This window comes from Serratia sp. YWN4 (assembly GCF_055790845.1).
Genome location: NZ_CM147696.1, coordinates 4813572 through 4827833, shown reverse-complemented (window position 1 = coordinate 4827833; position 14262 = coordinate 4813572). Strand labels below are relative to the sequence as shown.

The following is a 14262-nucleotide window of genomic DNA, read 5'->3' as shown; positions in this document are numbered from 1 at the left end:
TACCTATTTCATTGGGTGGCAGGGCAGTAGCAACTGCGACTGCGACGGTATTCTTTCTGGTATATTGACCTGGCACTGTTTGCTGCCATTCCAGGTGATATCCAGCGTCTCTCCAGCTGAAATACCACTCAGGTAAGCGAAACCATCATCACTGACGATCGCCAGTTCCTGGCCCTTACTGTTTGTCACACTGCTGCCGAAGGGCGGATAACTGCCATCAGCCTGGCGCAGTGTTGCGATGGCTTTGAAGCCTTTAACGACGCTAAAGTGACGATAACCGATGGCCCCTTCCGTCAAGGCCGACTCAACAACCGGCTGACGGGCTTCAACATCTTCAGCCAGTTGGTTGATATCGATCCGCGTGTCGGTGCGGTAATAGCTGGGGACATCGTTGAGCACCGCGATACCAAATGCATTGGAGCGGAGGCTGCGCCCTTCAATTGGCACTCCGGCTATGCCGTCGGTATTGACCATCAGGCGAGTGCCGCCATTCATATTGTTGCTATGCAGCGCAGCGCCTTTGGCCGTCAGCGTGGCTCCGCCTTTCAGCGCCAGGCCATACGAGGTGAAATTATCCTGGGCATAGCTGCTGTTCAGGCTGAGTTCAGCAATGCTGCTCCGCTGGTTATAAAAGCCGCTGAACTGACCTTTGGCACCGCCCTGTTGCTGGTTATTCAACCCCGCGCTCAGACGATAATTGCTGTCCTGACCGCTGTTGTTGATATAGCTGACGGTCTGGTTATAACCTCTCCGGTTATGTTGCCCGCTGTAAGTCATATTTTGTTGGCCCCCGAGTGGGATCGAAAAGCTCAGAAATATGCTGTCGTCATTCACGCCATTATTTTTGCTACGGCCAGCGGACAGGTTGGCTGCCACATCTTTCATATCAAACACATCAAAATAATGGTTGAGAGAGAGGCTGTAATTGTCTGTAGCCTGTTGATCCCAATACGTCTGATGGCTGTAAGAGAGATACAGGCTGAGCCGGGCATCAGAAAAGTTTTTATTGGCCGTAATGGTGTACATCTCTTTGTCATTGCCACGGTGATTGCCGTGGTAACGGGTATCGAGATATTGGTCCATCGTCATAAACTGGCGTTGCGAGAAGCGGTAACCCGCAAAGGCTATTTCACTGTCCAACTGGTCAAAGCGTTTGGCATAGTTAAGGCGGAACGATTTCCCCTGTAGTGACGCTTGTTGCGGCAAATGCGTCGCCCAGGATTGGGTAACATCGGCGGAAAGGGCTCCCAGTGCGAACAGATCGCGGCCAATCCCCATGGACAGCGAGTTGTAATCACCGGCAACAATACCGCCGCCGTACAGTGACCAACTGTTGCTCATGCCCCAGGAGAGTTCGCCGCTGGCAAACGATGGCCCTTCCAGGTTACGGCCAGAATTTGATGGCCGCCCGATGGCGGTTTTGTAACGTATTGCTCCTGGCCGGGTCAGGTAGGGAATGGTGGCGGTGTTGACCTGGAAGGTCTGCACGCTGCCATCCTGTTCTTCTACCCGAACATCCAGCAAACCGTTCACTGAACTGCTCAAATCCTGAATGCGAAACGGCCCGGAAGGCACCGTGGTCTGGTACAGCAACCGCCCTTGCTGGCTGACCGTGACTTTGGCATTGGTACGGGCAATACCACTGACCTCTGGTGCATAACCACGTAGATTGGGTGGCAACATACGCTCGTCACTGGCCAGACTCAGGCCGGTATAGCGGAAAGTGTTAAAAATATCCGAGGTGAAATAATTTTCCCCTAACGTTAACGTTGCCGCCAGCGAGCGTATAGCACGGAACAGATAGACCCGGTTCCAGTCAAAGTTGTGTTGGGATTGGCTATTGCTGCCGCCAATGTCGGTGTAATTACCTTGATAATCGCCGCGCAAGCGCCATGGGCCCAGGTTTGCTCCCGCCGTGCCGTTCAGGCTGGCACTGTTGATCGATGCGCCATGCTGGGGTCTGCTGGCCAAGCTGTTCAGGTTATAGTCCAGCAACAGACCGGGGATACCATCATCCCAGCGCGAGGGGGGCAACCAGTTTTGATCGCTGTATTCCAGCCACGCCTGAGGGATGGTGATATATAAGATACCGGCCCCGAGATCGGTCCTTGTGGTGATGCCATCAAGCGCTTTCAAGTCTGCACAGGTATTGTTATGCCAATAGCTGACTTTTTCCGCGATATTGGGTTTCATCCCAAACAAAGTCACCACATTTTCCGTCAGGCAAGGTTCGCTGCTGTCTGGCTTACCATCATGAGGAAGAAAAGTGACAGTCTGTTCAGGTAAACCATGCTGATTAATGTTGATGACCAAGGGGTATTGCCCTGGCATCACGTAACCAGAAGTGGCAAATCGTGATAAGTCGATATTCTGCTTATCTTCGATATCCAAGACATCGGTGTTGAATTCTATGGCATGCGTAGCGCCACTGAGTCCCATCAATGATGTCGCAAATGTAACGCAGAGTGTTTTGACACAATCCATTGTATGGCTCATATAAATGGCTCGATTAGCTCTTTCACGAACCGATAGTCAATATCCATTCATGAAGGTATTTATTGATACACCAGTGTGAAATGCACGGCTGTTTGAAATGTTCCAGGTTTGACCTGTCGCGATGTTTTAACTAAATGTAGTGAGTAATTTAGTTTTTTATTTTCTGCAGCCTGCTCATTGATCTTCATCATTGCGCCTGGAATAACCGCGCGACCCTGTTCATCGTGGATTTCGAACGCTAATCCTTGGCTCGCTTCACCCAGAATGAATAAGGTGTTATCTGGCTCGCTTGGCCCATCAAACTTCAGGCTGAACGTATGCTGTGCGCCCCCTTCTGATTGCGCGGTTGCTAAAATGCAGCTGACTAAATTAATGGTAAAGGGGTATATGATTGGGGTGTCAGCCTGTTCAATTTTTTCTTGAGTAATAACACCTAAATCTACGGTTTGCTCAGCATTATCAGAGGTGATGCTACAAGCCGGATTAACAATGACCCCATTCATATTCACCCGGCCATGTTGTTCCCGTACTGCTAACGTTGTAGAGGAAGATATCAGGCAGAATAGTAATAACAGAGGTCTCAACATACTTGTCTTTAACACCATTATTGTTTAGTGATAAAGCATACGGCCGAAACCGTATGCTTTGGCAACAATTACTGATAAGCCAGAGTAAAGTTGGCGATGCTGGTGAATGAACCCGGCTTCACGCTGTCTGGAGTTGCGCTTTTACCTTTCAGGTAAGCAGAGAACAGCAGAGTGTTGTTACCATCGCTCAGCAGGCGTGCAGTAGAAGCCTGGCCAAGCTTGATTGTAGTACCGCTACCGTCGGTGATCACGATACCTGCGCCTTGTGCATCACCAACGATGCCAAGCAGGTCACCATCTGCGGTGCCATTAAAGGTGATGGACACGTTCTTCAGCGTGGTGGCATCGCATTTTTCCAGATCGATAGTGAAGGTCTGCGGTGTAGAAGTACCCTGGTTAGCCAGCAGTGCAGCAGAGACTTGACCCAATGGAACAACCTGATCTGAACTTTGTGGAGTAATTGAACATGGCGCATCAATAATGGAACCGGTAAAGGTGACGGTACCTGAACCTTGATCGGCAGCATGTACAGCAAATGCTGAAGCTGAAATCAATGCGGCGGCCAGTACGTTCATTTTGAAATTAGACATAAATAATCCTTTATTTTCTTTAGGTTGAAACAATGTAAAATAATGCAACGATCCATGGTGATTAATGGCACATTGACATCATAATTCTTGGGTGTGAATTATCTCGTTGGAACTAGAGCTATCGTCAGAGTTAAAATCTATTTTAATTAGGATTCTTCCTTGTAATCTTTACTGCGTTGTTAATGGCAGTGTGTGGTGATTAACATTAAAATAAAATCTATATATACTCTTTTTAATATGCGGTGATTTCCGTTCGTTTAATTCAGGATTTGAAGATTACGTGGTTTTTAATTGGCAGTCAATGCGGTAACGCCTGCCAAACAGGCTGCTATTGATTGTTTTTATGGTGTTTTGTGCTTATGTAATGCCGAATAGATAAACTATATTATCTGTGTTGTTAGAATTATCCGAACTAAATGTTTGTTCTTGGGGTTTTAGATGGATTTAAATATTAAATTTATCTGTCGTTGATATAAAATGGAAAATATATTCACAGCGCATTGAGGGGAATGAAAACATCAAATGATGCAAGGCCTACAAAATAAAACGGCCAGCCAAGGCTAGCCGTATCAACTATCGCGCGGGGCTTAGCGACGAACGGCGATGGCTTCGATCTCGATTTTCACGTCTTTTGGCAAACGCGCCACTTCCACGCAGGAACGGGCCGGGAATGACGCCTGATGTTCGGTGAAGAAGGCTTCATAGGTAGCGTTAACGGTGGCGAAATCGTTCAGATCTTTCATGAAAACGGTGGTTTTAACGATATCGCCCACTTTCAGACCGGCAGCTTCAACGATCGCTTTGACGTTTTCCAGTGACTGGCGGGCCTGAGCGGCAACGTCATCGGCGACTGCACCGGTTTTCGGATCCACCGGGATCTGGCCGGAGGTGATGATCATACTGCCCAGGTCAACGCCCTGTACGTAAGGCCCAATGGCGGCTGGCGCGAGTTCAGTGCTGATATTACGTGACATTTTCTCTCCTGATCTTAGAGGGTTTCTTTTCAGAACCCCCATTATAGGGAGTGGCCGCCAGATTAACAGCGCCACTCCTGGGGAATCAATCCGCCTGCAACACGACCTGATGCTCGAACTCTTTCTCGCAGTAACGGCACTTCAGATACACTTCGCCTGCGCGGGACTTCACGCCGAAGCTGGACGCCACCGGCTCGCTGCGGCTGATACAGTTGCTGTTCGGGCAGGTCAGCACGCCGTCGATATGATCCGGCAGGCTGAGGTTCAGCTTCAACACCACCTCGTAATTGTCGATGCGGTTGACCGTGGCCTTTGGCGCATACATCGCCAACTGGTTGGCTTGCTGCTCGGTCAGGAAAGTATTCTCGATCTTGATCAGATCTTTGCGGCCCAATTCGCGCGAAGGCAGATTCAGCCCGATGGTGATGCGCTGATCGGTATCGGTCAGTTTGAACAGCGACAGCAGCTTAAAGCCGATACGCGCTGGAATGTGGTCGATCACCGTGCCGCATTTGATCGCTTCAACCTGGAGTTTGTTATCGTGAGTCATGACGGTTCCCCCTTAAAGAGCCAAATCTGCGTTTAATACCAGAGCCAACAGCGCCTGCCGGGCGAAAATACCGTTGCCCGCCTGCTGGAAATAGTGCGCGTACGGCGTTTTATCCACATCGGTGGTGATCTCATCAATTCTTGGCAGCGGGTGCAGCACTTTCATATTGTCGCGAGCGCCTTCCAAGTCTGTTGCCCGCAGCACAAACTGTGCCTTCACGTTGGCGTATTCGGAAGGATCAAGACGCTCTTTCTGCACGCGGGTCATGTACAGAATGTCCAGCTCCGGCACCACTTCCTCAATGCTGTTGTGGTGGCTGTAGGTGATGCCTTTTTCTTCCAGCATCTTCAGCAGGTAGCCCGGCATGGCCAGCGCCTCCGGGGCGATAAAGAAGAAGTGGTTGCCGTCGTATTTGGCCAACGCCTGGGCCAGCGAATGGACGGTGCGACCATATTTCAGATCGCCCACCATGGCGATGTTGATGTTGCTCAGGCGGCCCTGGGTTTCTTGAATGGTGAACAGATCCAGCAGGGTTTGGGTAGGGTGCTGGTTGGAGCCGTCACCGGCATTCAATACCGGGATACCGCCAGCGAATTCTGCCGCCAGGCGCGCAGCGCCTTCCTGTGGATGGCGCATCACAATGGCATCCACGTAGGTGCTGATCACCGAGATGGTATCGGCCAGCGTTTCGCCTTTCTTGCCGAGGGAAGTGTTGGTGCTGTCAGAAAAGCCGACCACCGACGCCCCCAGGCGCTGCATGGCGCTTTCAAACGACAGGCGGGTGCGCGTTGACGCTTCAAAGAAGCAACTGGCGATCACCTTGTGTTTCAGCAACTCCGGTTGCGGATTGGCTTTCAGGCTGGCGGCGGTGCGCAGCACCAGTTCCAGATCCTCGCGGCTGAGATCGTTAATAGAGATGATGTTTTTGCGATATAGCGGGTTGGCCATGTTCACTCTCCTCGACTCGTGCCCTTGGCGTGGGGCAGTTCTTAAAGCAAAAAAAAGCCCCTCAATGAGGGGCTTGAATAATGGGATCATGCAACAGGAGAAACAACGGCTGCTGGCTGCCGATGGGCAGTCGGTTTTGTCGATGGTCGCGAACAAAACAAGCGGCGTTTTTCATGCTTTCTCCTGGCAAATTGTCGCGCATTATACTCGCGCTTTTCGTCACTGCAAGCGCTAAAACACCACTTTTTGCCATTTCGCAAACGATTGGCTGCTGAGCGTAAACGCGAAGAATAGCTGCGGCAGAATCAGGAAGGGATCCTGCTTTGTAACGAAGTCGCCGAGGAGTGTGGACTTTTTTCGGATGAATATAGCAAAAATACTTGGAGTTGCAGGTAGGCAGGAACCCCAAGTAATAAGGAGATAAGCGTTTAATTCTGCACGCTATGATGCTTGCCCGCCTGCAAATCCCCCCGGTTGAAATGGCGCACAATATGGCCGTTTTCCATCAGCGCGGCGCGTTCAGACATATGGGCGATCACCTCGCCATCGTGGCTGACCAGCAGATAGGTCATGCCATGCTCGTGCTTCAGGTGATTGAGCAGGTTAAGGATCTCCGCCTGCACCGACATATCCAGCGCCGAAGTGGGTTCATCCAGCAGTAACAGCTTGGGCCGCAGCAGCAAGGCGCGGGCGATCGCCACCCGCTGGCGCTGGCCGCCGGAAAGCTGGTGCGGATAGCGTTCGGCCATCGCTGCGTTCAAACCGACCTGCTGTAAGGCCTCATTGATGCGCGCCGGGATGTGTTTCTCACCGTGGATTTTTAGCGGTTCCCCCAGAGTGCGGCCAATCTTGTGTTGTGGATGCAGCGAAGCGTAAGGATCCTGAAACACCATCTGTACCTCGCGGCGCAGCTGGCCGGTAAAGCGCTGCAATGGCTGAATGGCTTGGCCGAGCAGCCGCACTTCGCCACGCCATTCGCGTTGCAGCCCAGCCAGCACGCGCAGCACGGTGGATTTGCCGCAGCCGGAGGCACCAATCAGGCTGAAGGTTTCCCCGGCCTCGACGGCAAAACTCACCGATTCCACAGCGATTTTTTGGCCGTTACCCTGCGGGAAACTGACCTGTAGGTTTTCAATTTCAATCAGCGCCATGTTCGCTCCGGGTAAAATCGATGCGGCGATCCAGCACCGGCAATTCCGTGCCATAGGTGGCGGCGCTCGGGCGGCAGGCCCACAGCGTGCGGGTATAAGGGTGGGTGGCTAACGGCAAGTCGGCGGCGATGCCCTGATCCACCAGTTTGCCCTGATACATCACCAACACCCGATCGCAGCGCGCGGCCACCAGCGGCAGATCGTGGCTGATCAGCAGCAGGCCCATATTGCGCCGCTCGGTTTGCTCGACGATCAGATCGAGGATCTGATTACGCAGCCGGGCATCCAGCGCCGAGGTGGGTTCATCGGCAATCAGCAGTTGCGGATCGTTAACCAACGCAATCGCCAGCATGGCACGCTGGCCCATGCCGCCGGAAAGCTGGCCGGGATAGCTGTGGTAAATGTTCTCCGGCAAACCGACGGCGGCTAGGGAATTCAACACCCGCTCATGGCGATCGGCGCGGGTCAGAGAATGATGCAGCGTCAGGGATTCTTCGATCTGCTTGCCGATGCTGCGTACCGGGTTCAACGCATAGCGCGGATCTTGCAACACCATGGCGATTTTGGCACCGCGTATCTCGTTCCACTGGCGCGGTTTCAGCGTCAGCAGATCGGTTTGGCGATAGCGCAAGGTATCGGCGCTGACGATGCCCGGTTTACGCACCAGCCCCATCAGCGCCCGGGCGGTCATCGATTTGCCGGAGCCGGATTCCCCCACCAATGCCACCTTTTCGCGGCCAATCGTCAGAGAAAGGTTATCCACCACCTTGTGGCCGTTAAAGTTGATGCAGAGATTGCGTGCTACCAAGAGTGGCTCAGTCATGATGCGGGTCCAGTAAGTCGCGCAGGCCATCGCCCAGCAGGTTAAACGCCAGGCTGCTGATCAGGATCGCACAGCCGGGGATCGCGGCGATCCACCATTGATCGAAGATCACCTGCATCCCGTCGGCCACCATCGAGCCCCATTCGGCCATCGGTGGCCGCGCACCCAAACCGAGAAAACCCAGCCCGGCAGCAGCGAGAATAATTCCGGCCAGATCGAGCGCCAGCCGCACCACCGCCGAAGGCAGGCACATTGGCAGAATATGGCCCCACAGCAGGCGTGGCCCCTGAATGCCCATCATTTCGGCGGCGGCCAGATAGTCGCTTTTACGCAGCAACTGGATTTCGGCTCGCGCCTGACGCGCATAGGCTGGCCAGGTGGTGAGCGCCAGCGCCAATGCGCCGTTGACCAACCCTGGCCCGAGCATCGCTACAAAGGCGAAGGCCAGGATCAGCCGTGGCATCGACATCACCACGTCGGTAAAGCGCATCAATATGCGCTCCAGCCAGCCGCCGTAATAGCCGGAAAGCACGCCGATCAGCAGGCCGAGCGGCAGGGTAATCACCGTCACCAGCAGCACTAGCCCGAGCGTGGGCCGGGTGCCGTATATCAGGCGGGAAAGCACATCGCGGCCATAGCCATCGGTGCCGAGCCAGTGATCTGCGCCCGGTGGCAACAGGCGGTTGGCGGCGTTCTGCCAGTTAGGGTCAACCGGGGCCAGCCAAGGGGCGAACAGGGCGATCAGCACCAGCGCTAGCAGGATCAGCGCGCCGCTGGTGGCGGAAGGGGAACGTTTGAGCATGGCGATCGTCATCTTGGCCGCGTCCTTGGGTCGATCGCACGTACCAGCAGATCGGTAAAGGTGTTGATCAGCACAAAGCACAGGCCGATCAGCAGGGTGCCACCCATGATGGCAGTGGTATCACCGGCAAACAGCGCTGTGGTGAGGTAACGGCCGATGCCGGGCCAGGAGAACACCGTTTCGGTCAGCACCGCGCCTTCCAGCATGCTGGTGTAAGACAGAGCGATCACCGTCAGCAGCGTACCGCCGATATTCGGCAGCACGTGGCACAGCATGATGCGCATCTCGCTGGCACCTTTGGCGCGCGCCAGCGTGACGTATTCTTTGTTCAGTTCACTCAGGCAGGCCGAGCGCGTCAGGCGGGTGATGCTGGCCAACGAGTAATAAGCCAGCAGGCAGACCGGCAGCACCAGATGCGCCAGCGCATTGCGCACCGCGCCAACATCGCCAGAAAGCCAGGTGTCGATCAGCGCAAAGCCGGTTTTGCTCTCTACGCTGTATTGGTAGATATCGTCCAGCCGCCCCGGCCCGGCGCTCCACTGCAATTTGGCGTAGAACAGCAGCAACATCAGCAGCCCCAGCCAGAAGATCGGCACCGAGTTGCCGAGCAGGGTGATAAAACGCACGAAGATATCCAGCTTGCTACCGGCAAAACGGGCACAGAGCACGCCGAACAGCACGCCGAGCGTCGCGCCAATCATCAACGACAACGTGGCCAGTTCCAAGGTAGCCGGGAAGGCGTGCAGCAAATCCTGCAACACCGGTTGGCCGGTGGCGCTGGCGGTGCCGAGATCGCCGTGCGCCAGCCGCTCCAGATAGTGCCAGAACTGCACCGGCAGTGAGCGATCCAGCCCGAGCTGATGCTTTACCTGTTCATAAGTGGCGTCGCTGGCGTGATCGCCGACGATCTGCAACACCCGATCCACCGGCGACAGCGCCGAAAGCAGAAAGGTGATCAACAGCAGGCCGAACAGGGTCAGCGCCAGCGTAAGCAGGCTCTGGGCCAACCCCCAAATATGACGCCGGGAAAAGCTCCCCGGCGTGGTTTTTATTGCTACCGACATGACAATCCTGATTATTTGCTGACGCGATCGTAGTAAACCATATCCGCATTCAGGCCCTGTTGATAGCCCTTCACGTTATCGCGCAGCACCACCTGCGTTTTGGCCTGATCGATAAACACATAAGGCGAACTGCGTTGCAGCTCCTGCTGCATGGCGGTATACAGCGCGCTGCGCTTGGCTGGATCGGCTTCTGCCACCGCCGCCAGAGTTTCTTTCGTCAACTGAGGGATTTGCCAGCCATTAAACCAGGCCACCGTGCTGCTTTTACCGTCGTTATAGGCAAAGGCGCTGGCATTGGAGTGCGCATCGAAATAATCCGGGATCCACAGGCGGATCGCCGCCTGATGCTGCTTGGCACGCACGCGGGCATACACCTGGCTGCCCGCCGCGGGCAGCAGATCGAGCTTCACGCCGCCCTGGGCAAAGCTGGCCTGCAACGATTGGGCAATGGTGATAAACGGTGGTTTGTTTTCTACGTCCAGCGTCAGGCTGGCGTTAGCGATCCCGGCTTTTTGCAGGATCGCCTTGGCTTTGGCCGGATCGAAACTGAACGGGTTATCCTCTAGCGCGCCCGGCAAGCCGACCGGCAGGAAGCTTTGGTGCACGAAGTATTGCCCTTTCAGCAGATCTTTAGTGATGCCCTGATAATCCACCAGATAGCGTGCGGCCTCCCAGAACGCCGGGTTATTCAGCAGTGGATTAGCCTGATTACCGGCATTAAACACCAGGTAGTTTTGCTCGGCAGAGGGGATTTCCAGCACTTTTACGCCCTGCTGGTTTTTCAGCGCGGCGGTCTGATCCGGGCCCAACTCACGTGCCACGTCGGCATCGCCTTGCTGGATCAGCAGGCGGCGCGCACTTGGGTCTGGCACGTTTTTGATGATGATATTGCTGAGCAGCGGCTTATCGCCCGGCGAGGTGGGGTTGGCGTCCAGCACGATCGCCTGATGCGGCTGATAAACCCGCATCTTGAACGGGCCGCTACCGGCGGAATGCATTTTCAGCCAGGCATTGCCGAAGTCGTCGCCTTTCACGTTGGATTGCACCGCTTTGCTGTCGACGATCGACGCGATCGGCGTTGAGAGAATATTCAGTGCTACCGCCGGGCTGACGTCTGCCGTCCAGCTCAGTTGCACGGTATGATCGTCGATCTTCTTCAACTGCGTCGCGATATTGTCCGGCTGCCAGCCGAGCACGTTAAGGATAAACGCCGGTGATTTATTCATCTTCACCGCGCGCTGATAGGAGAAAATCACGTCGTCGGCGGTCAGCGGGTTACCAGAGGAGAACACCGCCTGCGGGCGTAGTTTAACCGTCAGGGTTTTGGCGGCGGCGTCATCCTGCCAGCTTTCTGCTAGCACCGGGATCACCTTGGCCGGGTTGTCGCGATCGGCCTGCACCAGCCGTTGATACAGGCTTGGCACGGTCTGGATGCTGGAAAGCTCGTTGGCTTCTGCCGGATCGAGGCTGACGATATCATCCAGCGACTGGACGACCACCAGCGTATTGGGCGGCGTGGCGGCGAATGCGGCTCCGGAAAGTGCGGCGAGAATAAACAACGGTAAGGCTTTGGCTTTCATAGACGTATCCCTTGATTGTACTGGTCAACCAGAACGGAGAAGAGGTTGTTATCGTTGATTTTTTTACGGCATTTCCGCCGCCGAGATGCCACGGTAGAACGTTCGTAAAAAGCAGGCAAAGGCCAATCGGTTATTTGATATGACGAAAAAGACTATATGACGCGTGGGGAGGGTTTACCAGATAAACCCCCTCTATTTGAAGGGGTTTTAGAGCGTGTTGCTCTGGGCTATAGCGCTTTGCTCAGCGTGGCGACCATCACCGCTTTAATGGTGTGCAGGCGGTTTTCTGCCTGATCGAACACCACGCTGTGTGCGGATTCGAATACCTCGTTGGTGACTTCCATACCGCCATGCAGGCCGTACTGCTCTGCCATCTGCTTGCCCAACGTCGTTTGATCGTCGTGGAACGCGGGCAGGCAGTGCAGGAATTTCACCTGCGGGTTGCCGGTCAGCTTGACCATCGCCATGTTCACTTGGTAAGGCTTCAACAGGGCGATACGTTCCTGCCACACCTCTTTCGGCTCGCCCATTGAGACCCAAACGTCGGTATACAAGAAGTCAGCGCCTTTCACTCCTTCGGCGATATCTTCCGTCAACGTGATTTTACCGCCGGTCTGCTGCGCCAGTGCCTGGCATTCTGCTACCAGTTCCGCGTGCGGCCAGCAGGCTTTTGGCGCCACCAGGCGCAGATCCATCCCCACCAACGCGGCAGCTTCCAGCAGGGTATTGCCCATATTGTTATGCGCGTCGCCAATGTAGGCGAACTTCACTTCGCTCAGCGGTTTGCTCGGCAAGTGTTCACGCACGGTGAGCAAGTCTGCCAGCAGTTGGGTGGGGTGGAATTCGTTGGTCAAACCGTTCCACACCGGCACCCCGGCATGGTTTGCCAGCGTTTCCACCAGGTGCTGACCAAAACCGCGATACTGAATACCGTCGTACATGCGGCCCAGCACGCGGGCGGTGTCTTTCATCGATTCTTTATGGCCGATCTGGCTGCCACTGGGGCCAAGATAGGTGACCTGCGCCCCCTGATCGAATGCGGCAACTTCGAAAGAGCATCGGGTACGGGTTGAGTCTTTTTCGAAGATGAGCGCGATGTTTTTGCCTTGCAGGTAGCGGGTTTCCTGGCCTTGCTTTTTGGCCTGTTTTAAATCGGCAGCCAGTTGCAGCAGAGACTGGATCTCGGCAGGGGTAAAATCCATTAACCTCAAAAAGTGACGACTATAAAAGGGGTTCATCTGTCTCATCTCCGTATATCCCTAACGTTTCAATTGAATTAAAATTCACTTTATATGTATGAATATTCAATTTCAACCCCGAGGGAGAAATCTTTCACGTTTATCATGGCAGCTGTGACATTGGTGTGTGAAAATAGAAGTATTGAAAGCCATTTTATTGAGGATAGAGGCATGGCAAACCGCGAATTGCTGGAAGAACAACGTGAAGAAACCCGCCTGATCATCGAAGAACTGCTGGATGACGGCAGCGATCCGGATGCGCTCTACACCATTGAGCACCATTTCTCTGCCGAAAAGTTTGAAGTGCTGGAGAAGGCCGCGGTTGAAGCCTTTAAGCTGGGCTACGAAGTGACCGATGCCGAAGAGCTGGAAGTGGAAGATGGTTCACTGGTGATGTGCTGTGACGTGATCAGCGAAGTGGCGCTGAATGCTGAACTGATCGACAGCCAGGTGGAGCAACTGGTGGCGCTGGCAGAAAAATGCGGCGTTAACTACGACGGTTGGGGCACTTACTATGAAGATCCGAACGGTGAAGACGGTGAGGATGACGACGAAGACGGCGAGTTTATCGATGAAGACGACGACGGTAAGCGCCACTAATTAATCCGAGGGCCGGATCCCCGGCCCTTGTTCTTGTATAAGCTCAAATGACATACCATTCTCTATTAACCCCAATTCTGAACTTCCTGCACTGTGAAACCCCAGATGGCTGGATTGACGCTGCGCGCCGCCCGGAAAACCTGCCGCTGTTGCTGACCGACCATATGGTTTGCGAACTGAAAGCCGCACAAACCGGTATGTGGCTGATCCGCCGCTATGTAGCGGACAAAGAGAGCGGTGATGCGTTACTGGCACTGCTGAAGCCTTACGAAGCCTTTGTGCACGAGGAGCAGGGCGTGCCGGAGGCGTTATTCCGCCAGAGCGCTTTCACCAAGAAGATCCTGCCAAAAAACGGTTCGGCCTACGGGCAGGATCTGGTGGATAAAATGGTGCTGCTGATTAAGGAAGAGCTGCATCACTTCTCGCAGGTGCTGGAGATCATGCAGACGCGGCAGATCCCGTATAAAAAGATCACCGCCAGCCGCTATGCCAAAGGCATGATCCGTGAAGTGCGCACTCACGATCCGGCTACCTTGATCGACAAGCTGATCTGCGGCGCTTATATTGAGGCCCGTTCCTGTGAACGCTTCGCCAAGCTGGCACCATTTCTGGACGATGAACTCAACCGGTTCTACGTTTCATTGCTGCGTTCCGAGGCGCGCCATTATCAGGATTACCTGACGCTGGCGCAGCAGATTGCCGAGGGTGATATCAGCGAGCGCGTGGCGCATTTTGGCCGCATTGAAGCCGAGTTGATCCAGTCGCCTGATAACGAGTTCCGCTTTCATAGCGGTGTGCCGGTGGGGTGATGTTTTCTCCAAATTAACCCTCTCCGGTAGGTAAGGAGAGGGAGCTGTCC

14 protein-coding genes are annotated in these 14262 nt (G+C 54.4%); 2 read left to right on the top strand and 12 right to left on the bottom strand.

Annotated features, from left to right (window positions below):
- Positions 1–3 precede the first annotated feature (3 nt).
- The 12 genes from ACX9GT_RS22260 to argF all read right to left on the bottom strand — a co-directional run bounded on the left by ACX9GT_RS22260 (position 4) and on the right by argF (position 12812).
- Positions 4–2484: a fimbria/pilus outer membrane usher protein gene (locus ACX9GT_RS22260; protein ID WP_473188758.1), complete on the bottom strand. Its 2481-nt coding sequence runs from the start codon at positions 2482–2484 to the stop codon at positions 4–6.
- Positions 2485–2555: 71 nt separating this feature from the next.
- Complete coding sequence (locus tag ACX9GT_RS22255) at positions 2556–2999, bottom strand: fimbrial protein (protein WP_473188757.1); 444 nt, start codon at positions 2997–2999, stop codon at positions 2556–2558.
- 152 nt (positions 3000–3151) lie between these two features.
- Positions 3152–3673, bottom strand: a complete 522-nt coding sequence (locus ACX9GT_RS22250; protein WP_473188756.1) for a fimbrial protein — start codon at positions 3671–3673, stop codon at positions 3152–3154.
- A gap of 587 nt (positions 3674–4260) precedes the next feature.
- Entirely contained in the window at positions 4261–4647 is a 387-nt protein-coding gene (ridA, locus tag ACX9GT_RS22245) for a 2-iminobutanoate/2-iminopropanoate deaminase (RefSeq protein ID WP_473188755.1), read from the bottom strand.
- A gap of 85 nt (positions 4648–4732) precedes the next feature.
- Positions 4733–5197 carry an aspartate carbamoyltransferase regulatory subunit gene (pyrI, locus tag ACX9GT_RS22240; protein ID WP_473188754.1) on the bottom strand — a complete coding sequence of 155 codons (465 nt, stop codon included), beginning with the start codon at positions 5195–5197 and terminating at the stop codon, positions 4733–4735.
- A 12-nt stretch (positions 5198–5209) separates the two neighbouring features.
- Complete coding sequence (pyrB, locus tag ACX9GT_RS22235; protein ID WP_473188753.1) at positions 5210–6145, bottom strand: aspartate carbamoyltransferase; 936 nt, start codon at positions 6143–6145, stop codon at positions 5210–5212.
- Between the two features lie 428 nt (positions 6146–6573).
- Positions 6574–7296, bottom strand: coding sequence for an ABC transporter ATP-binding protein (locus tag ACX9GT_RS22230; protein WP_473188752.1), 723 nt, complete (start codon positions 7294–7296; stop codon positions 6574–6576).
- A complete protein-coding gene (locus ACX9GT_RS22225; RefSeq protein WP_473188751.1) occupies positions 7283–8119 on the bottom strand; it encodes an ABC transporter ATP-binding protein in 837 nt (278 codons plus the stop codon). The genes ACX9GT_RS22230 and ACX9GT_RS22225 overlap by 14 nt, the downstream gene beginning before the upstream one ends.
- The gene (locus ACX9GT_RS22220; RefSeq protein ID WP_473191667.1) at positions 8112–8921 is read right to left on the bottom strand and encodes an ABC transporter permease; all 810 of its coding nucleotides are present in this window, start codon (positions 8919–8921) and stop codon (positions 8112–8114) included. Before ACX9GT_RS22220 ends, ACX9GT_RS22225 begins: the two co-directional genes overlap by 8 nt.
- 8 nt (positions 8922–8929) lie before the next feature.
- Entirely contained in the window at positions 8930–9985 is a 1056-nt protein-coding gene (locus ACX9GT_RS22215; protein ID WP_473188750.1) for an ABC transporter permease, read from the bottom strand.
- Between the two features lie 11 nt (positions 9986–9996).
- The gene (locus ACX9GT_RS22210; RefSeq protein WP_473188749.1) at positions 9997–11565 is read right to left on the bottom strand and encodes an ABC transporter substrate-binding protein; all 1569 of its coding nucleotides are present in this window, start codon (positions 11563–11565) and stop codon (positions 9997–9999) included.
- Between the two features lie 227 nt (positions 11566–11792).
- Positions 11793–12812: an ornithine carbamoyltransferase gene (gene argF, locus ACX9GT_RS22205; RefSeq protein WP_473188748.1), complete on the bottom strand. Its 1020-nt coding sequence runs from the start codon at positions 12810–12812 to the stop codon at positions 11793–11795.
- Between the two features lie 162 nt (positions 12813–12974).
- Here argF and rraB point away from each other — a divergent pair, with 162 nt between their 5' ends.
- Both rraB and miaE read left to right on the top strand, forming a co-directional pair.
- Complete coding sequence (rraB, locus tag ACX9GT_RS22200) at positions 12975–13403, top strand: ribonuclease E inhibitor RraB (protein ID WP_473188747.1); 429 nt, start codon at positions 12975–12977, stop codon at positions 13401–13403.
- A gap of 47 nt (positions 13404–13450) precedes the next feature.
- Entirely contained in the window at positions 13451–14212 is a 762-nt protein-coding gene (miaE, locus tag ACX9GT_RS22195; protein WP_473188746.1) for a tRNA isopentenyl-2-thiomethyl-A-37 hydroxylase MiaE, read from the top strand.
- The last annotated feature ends 50 nt before the right edge of the window (positions 14213–14262 follow it).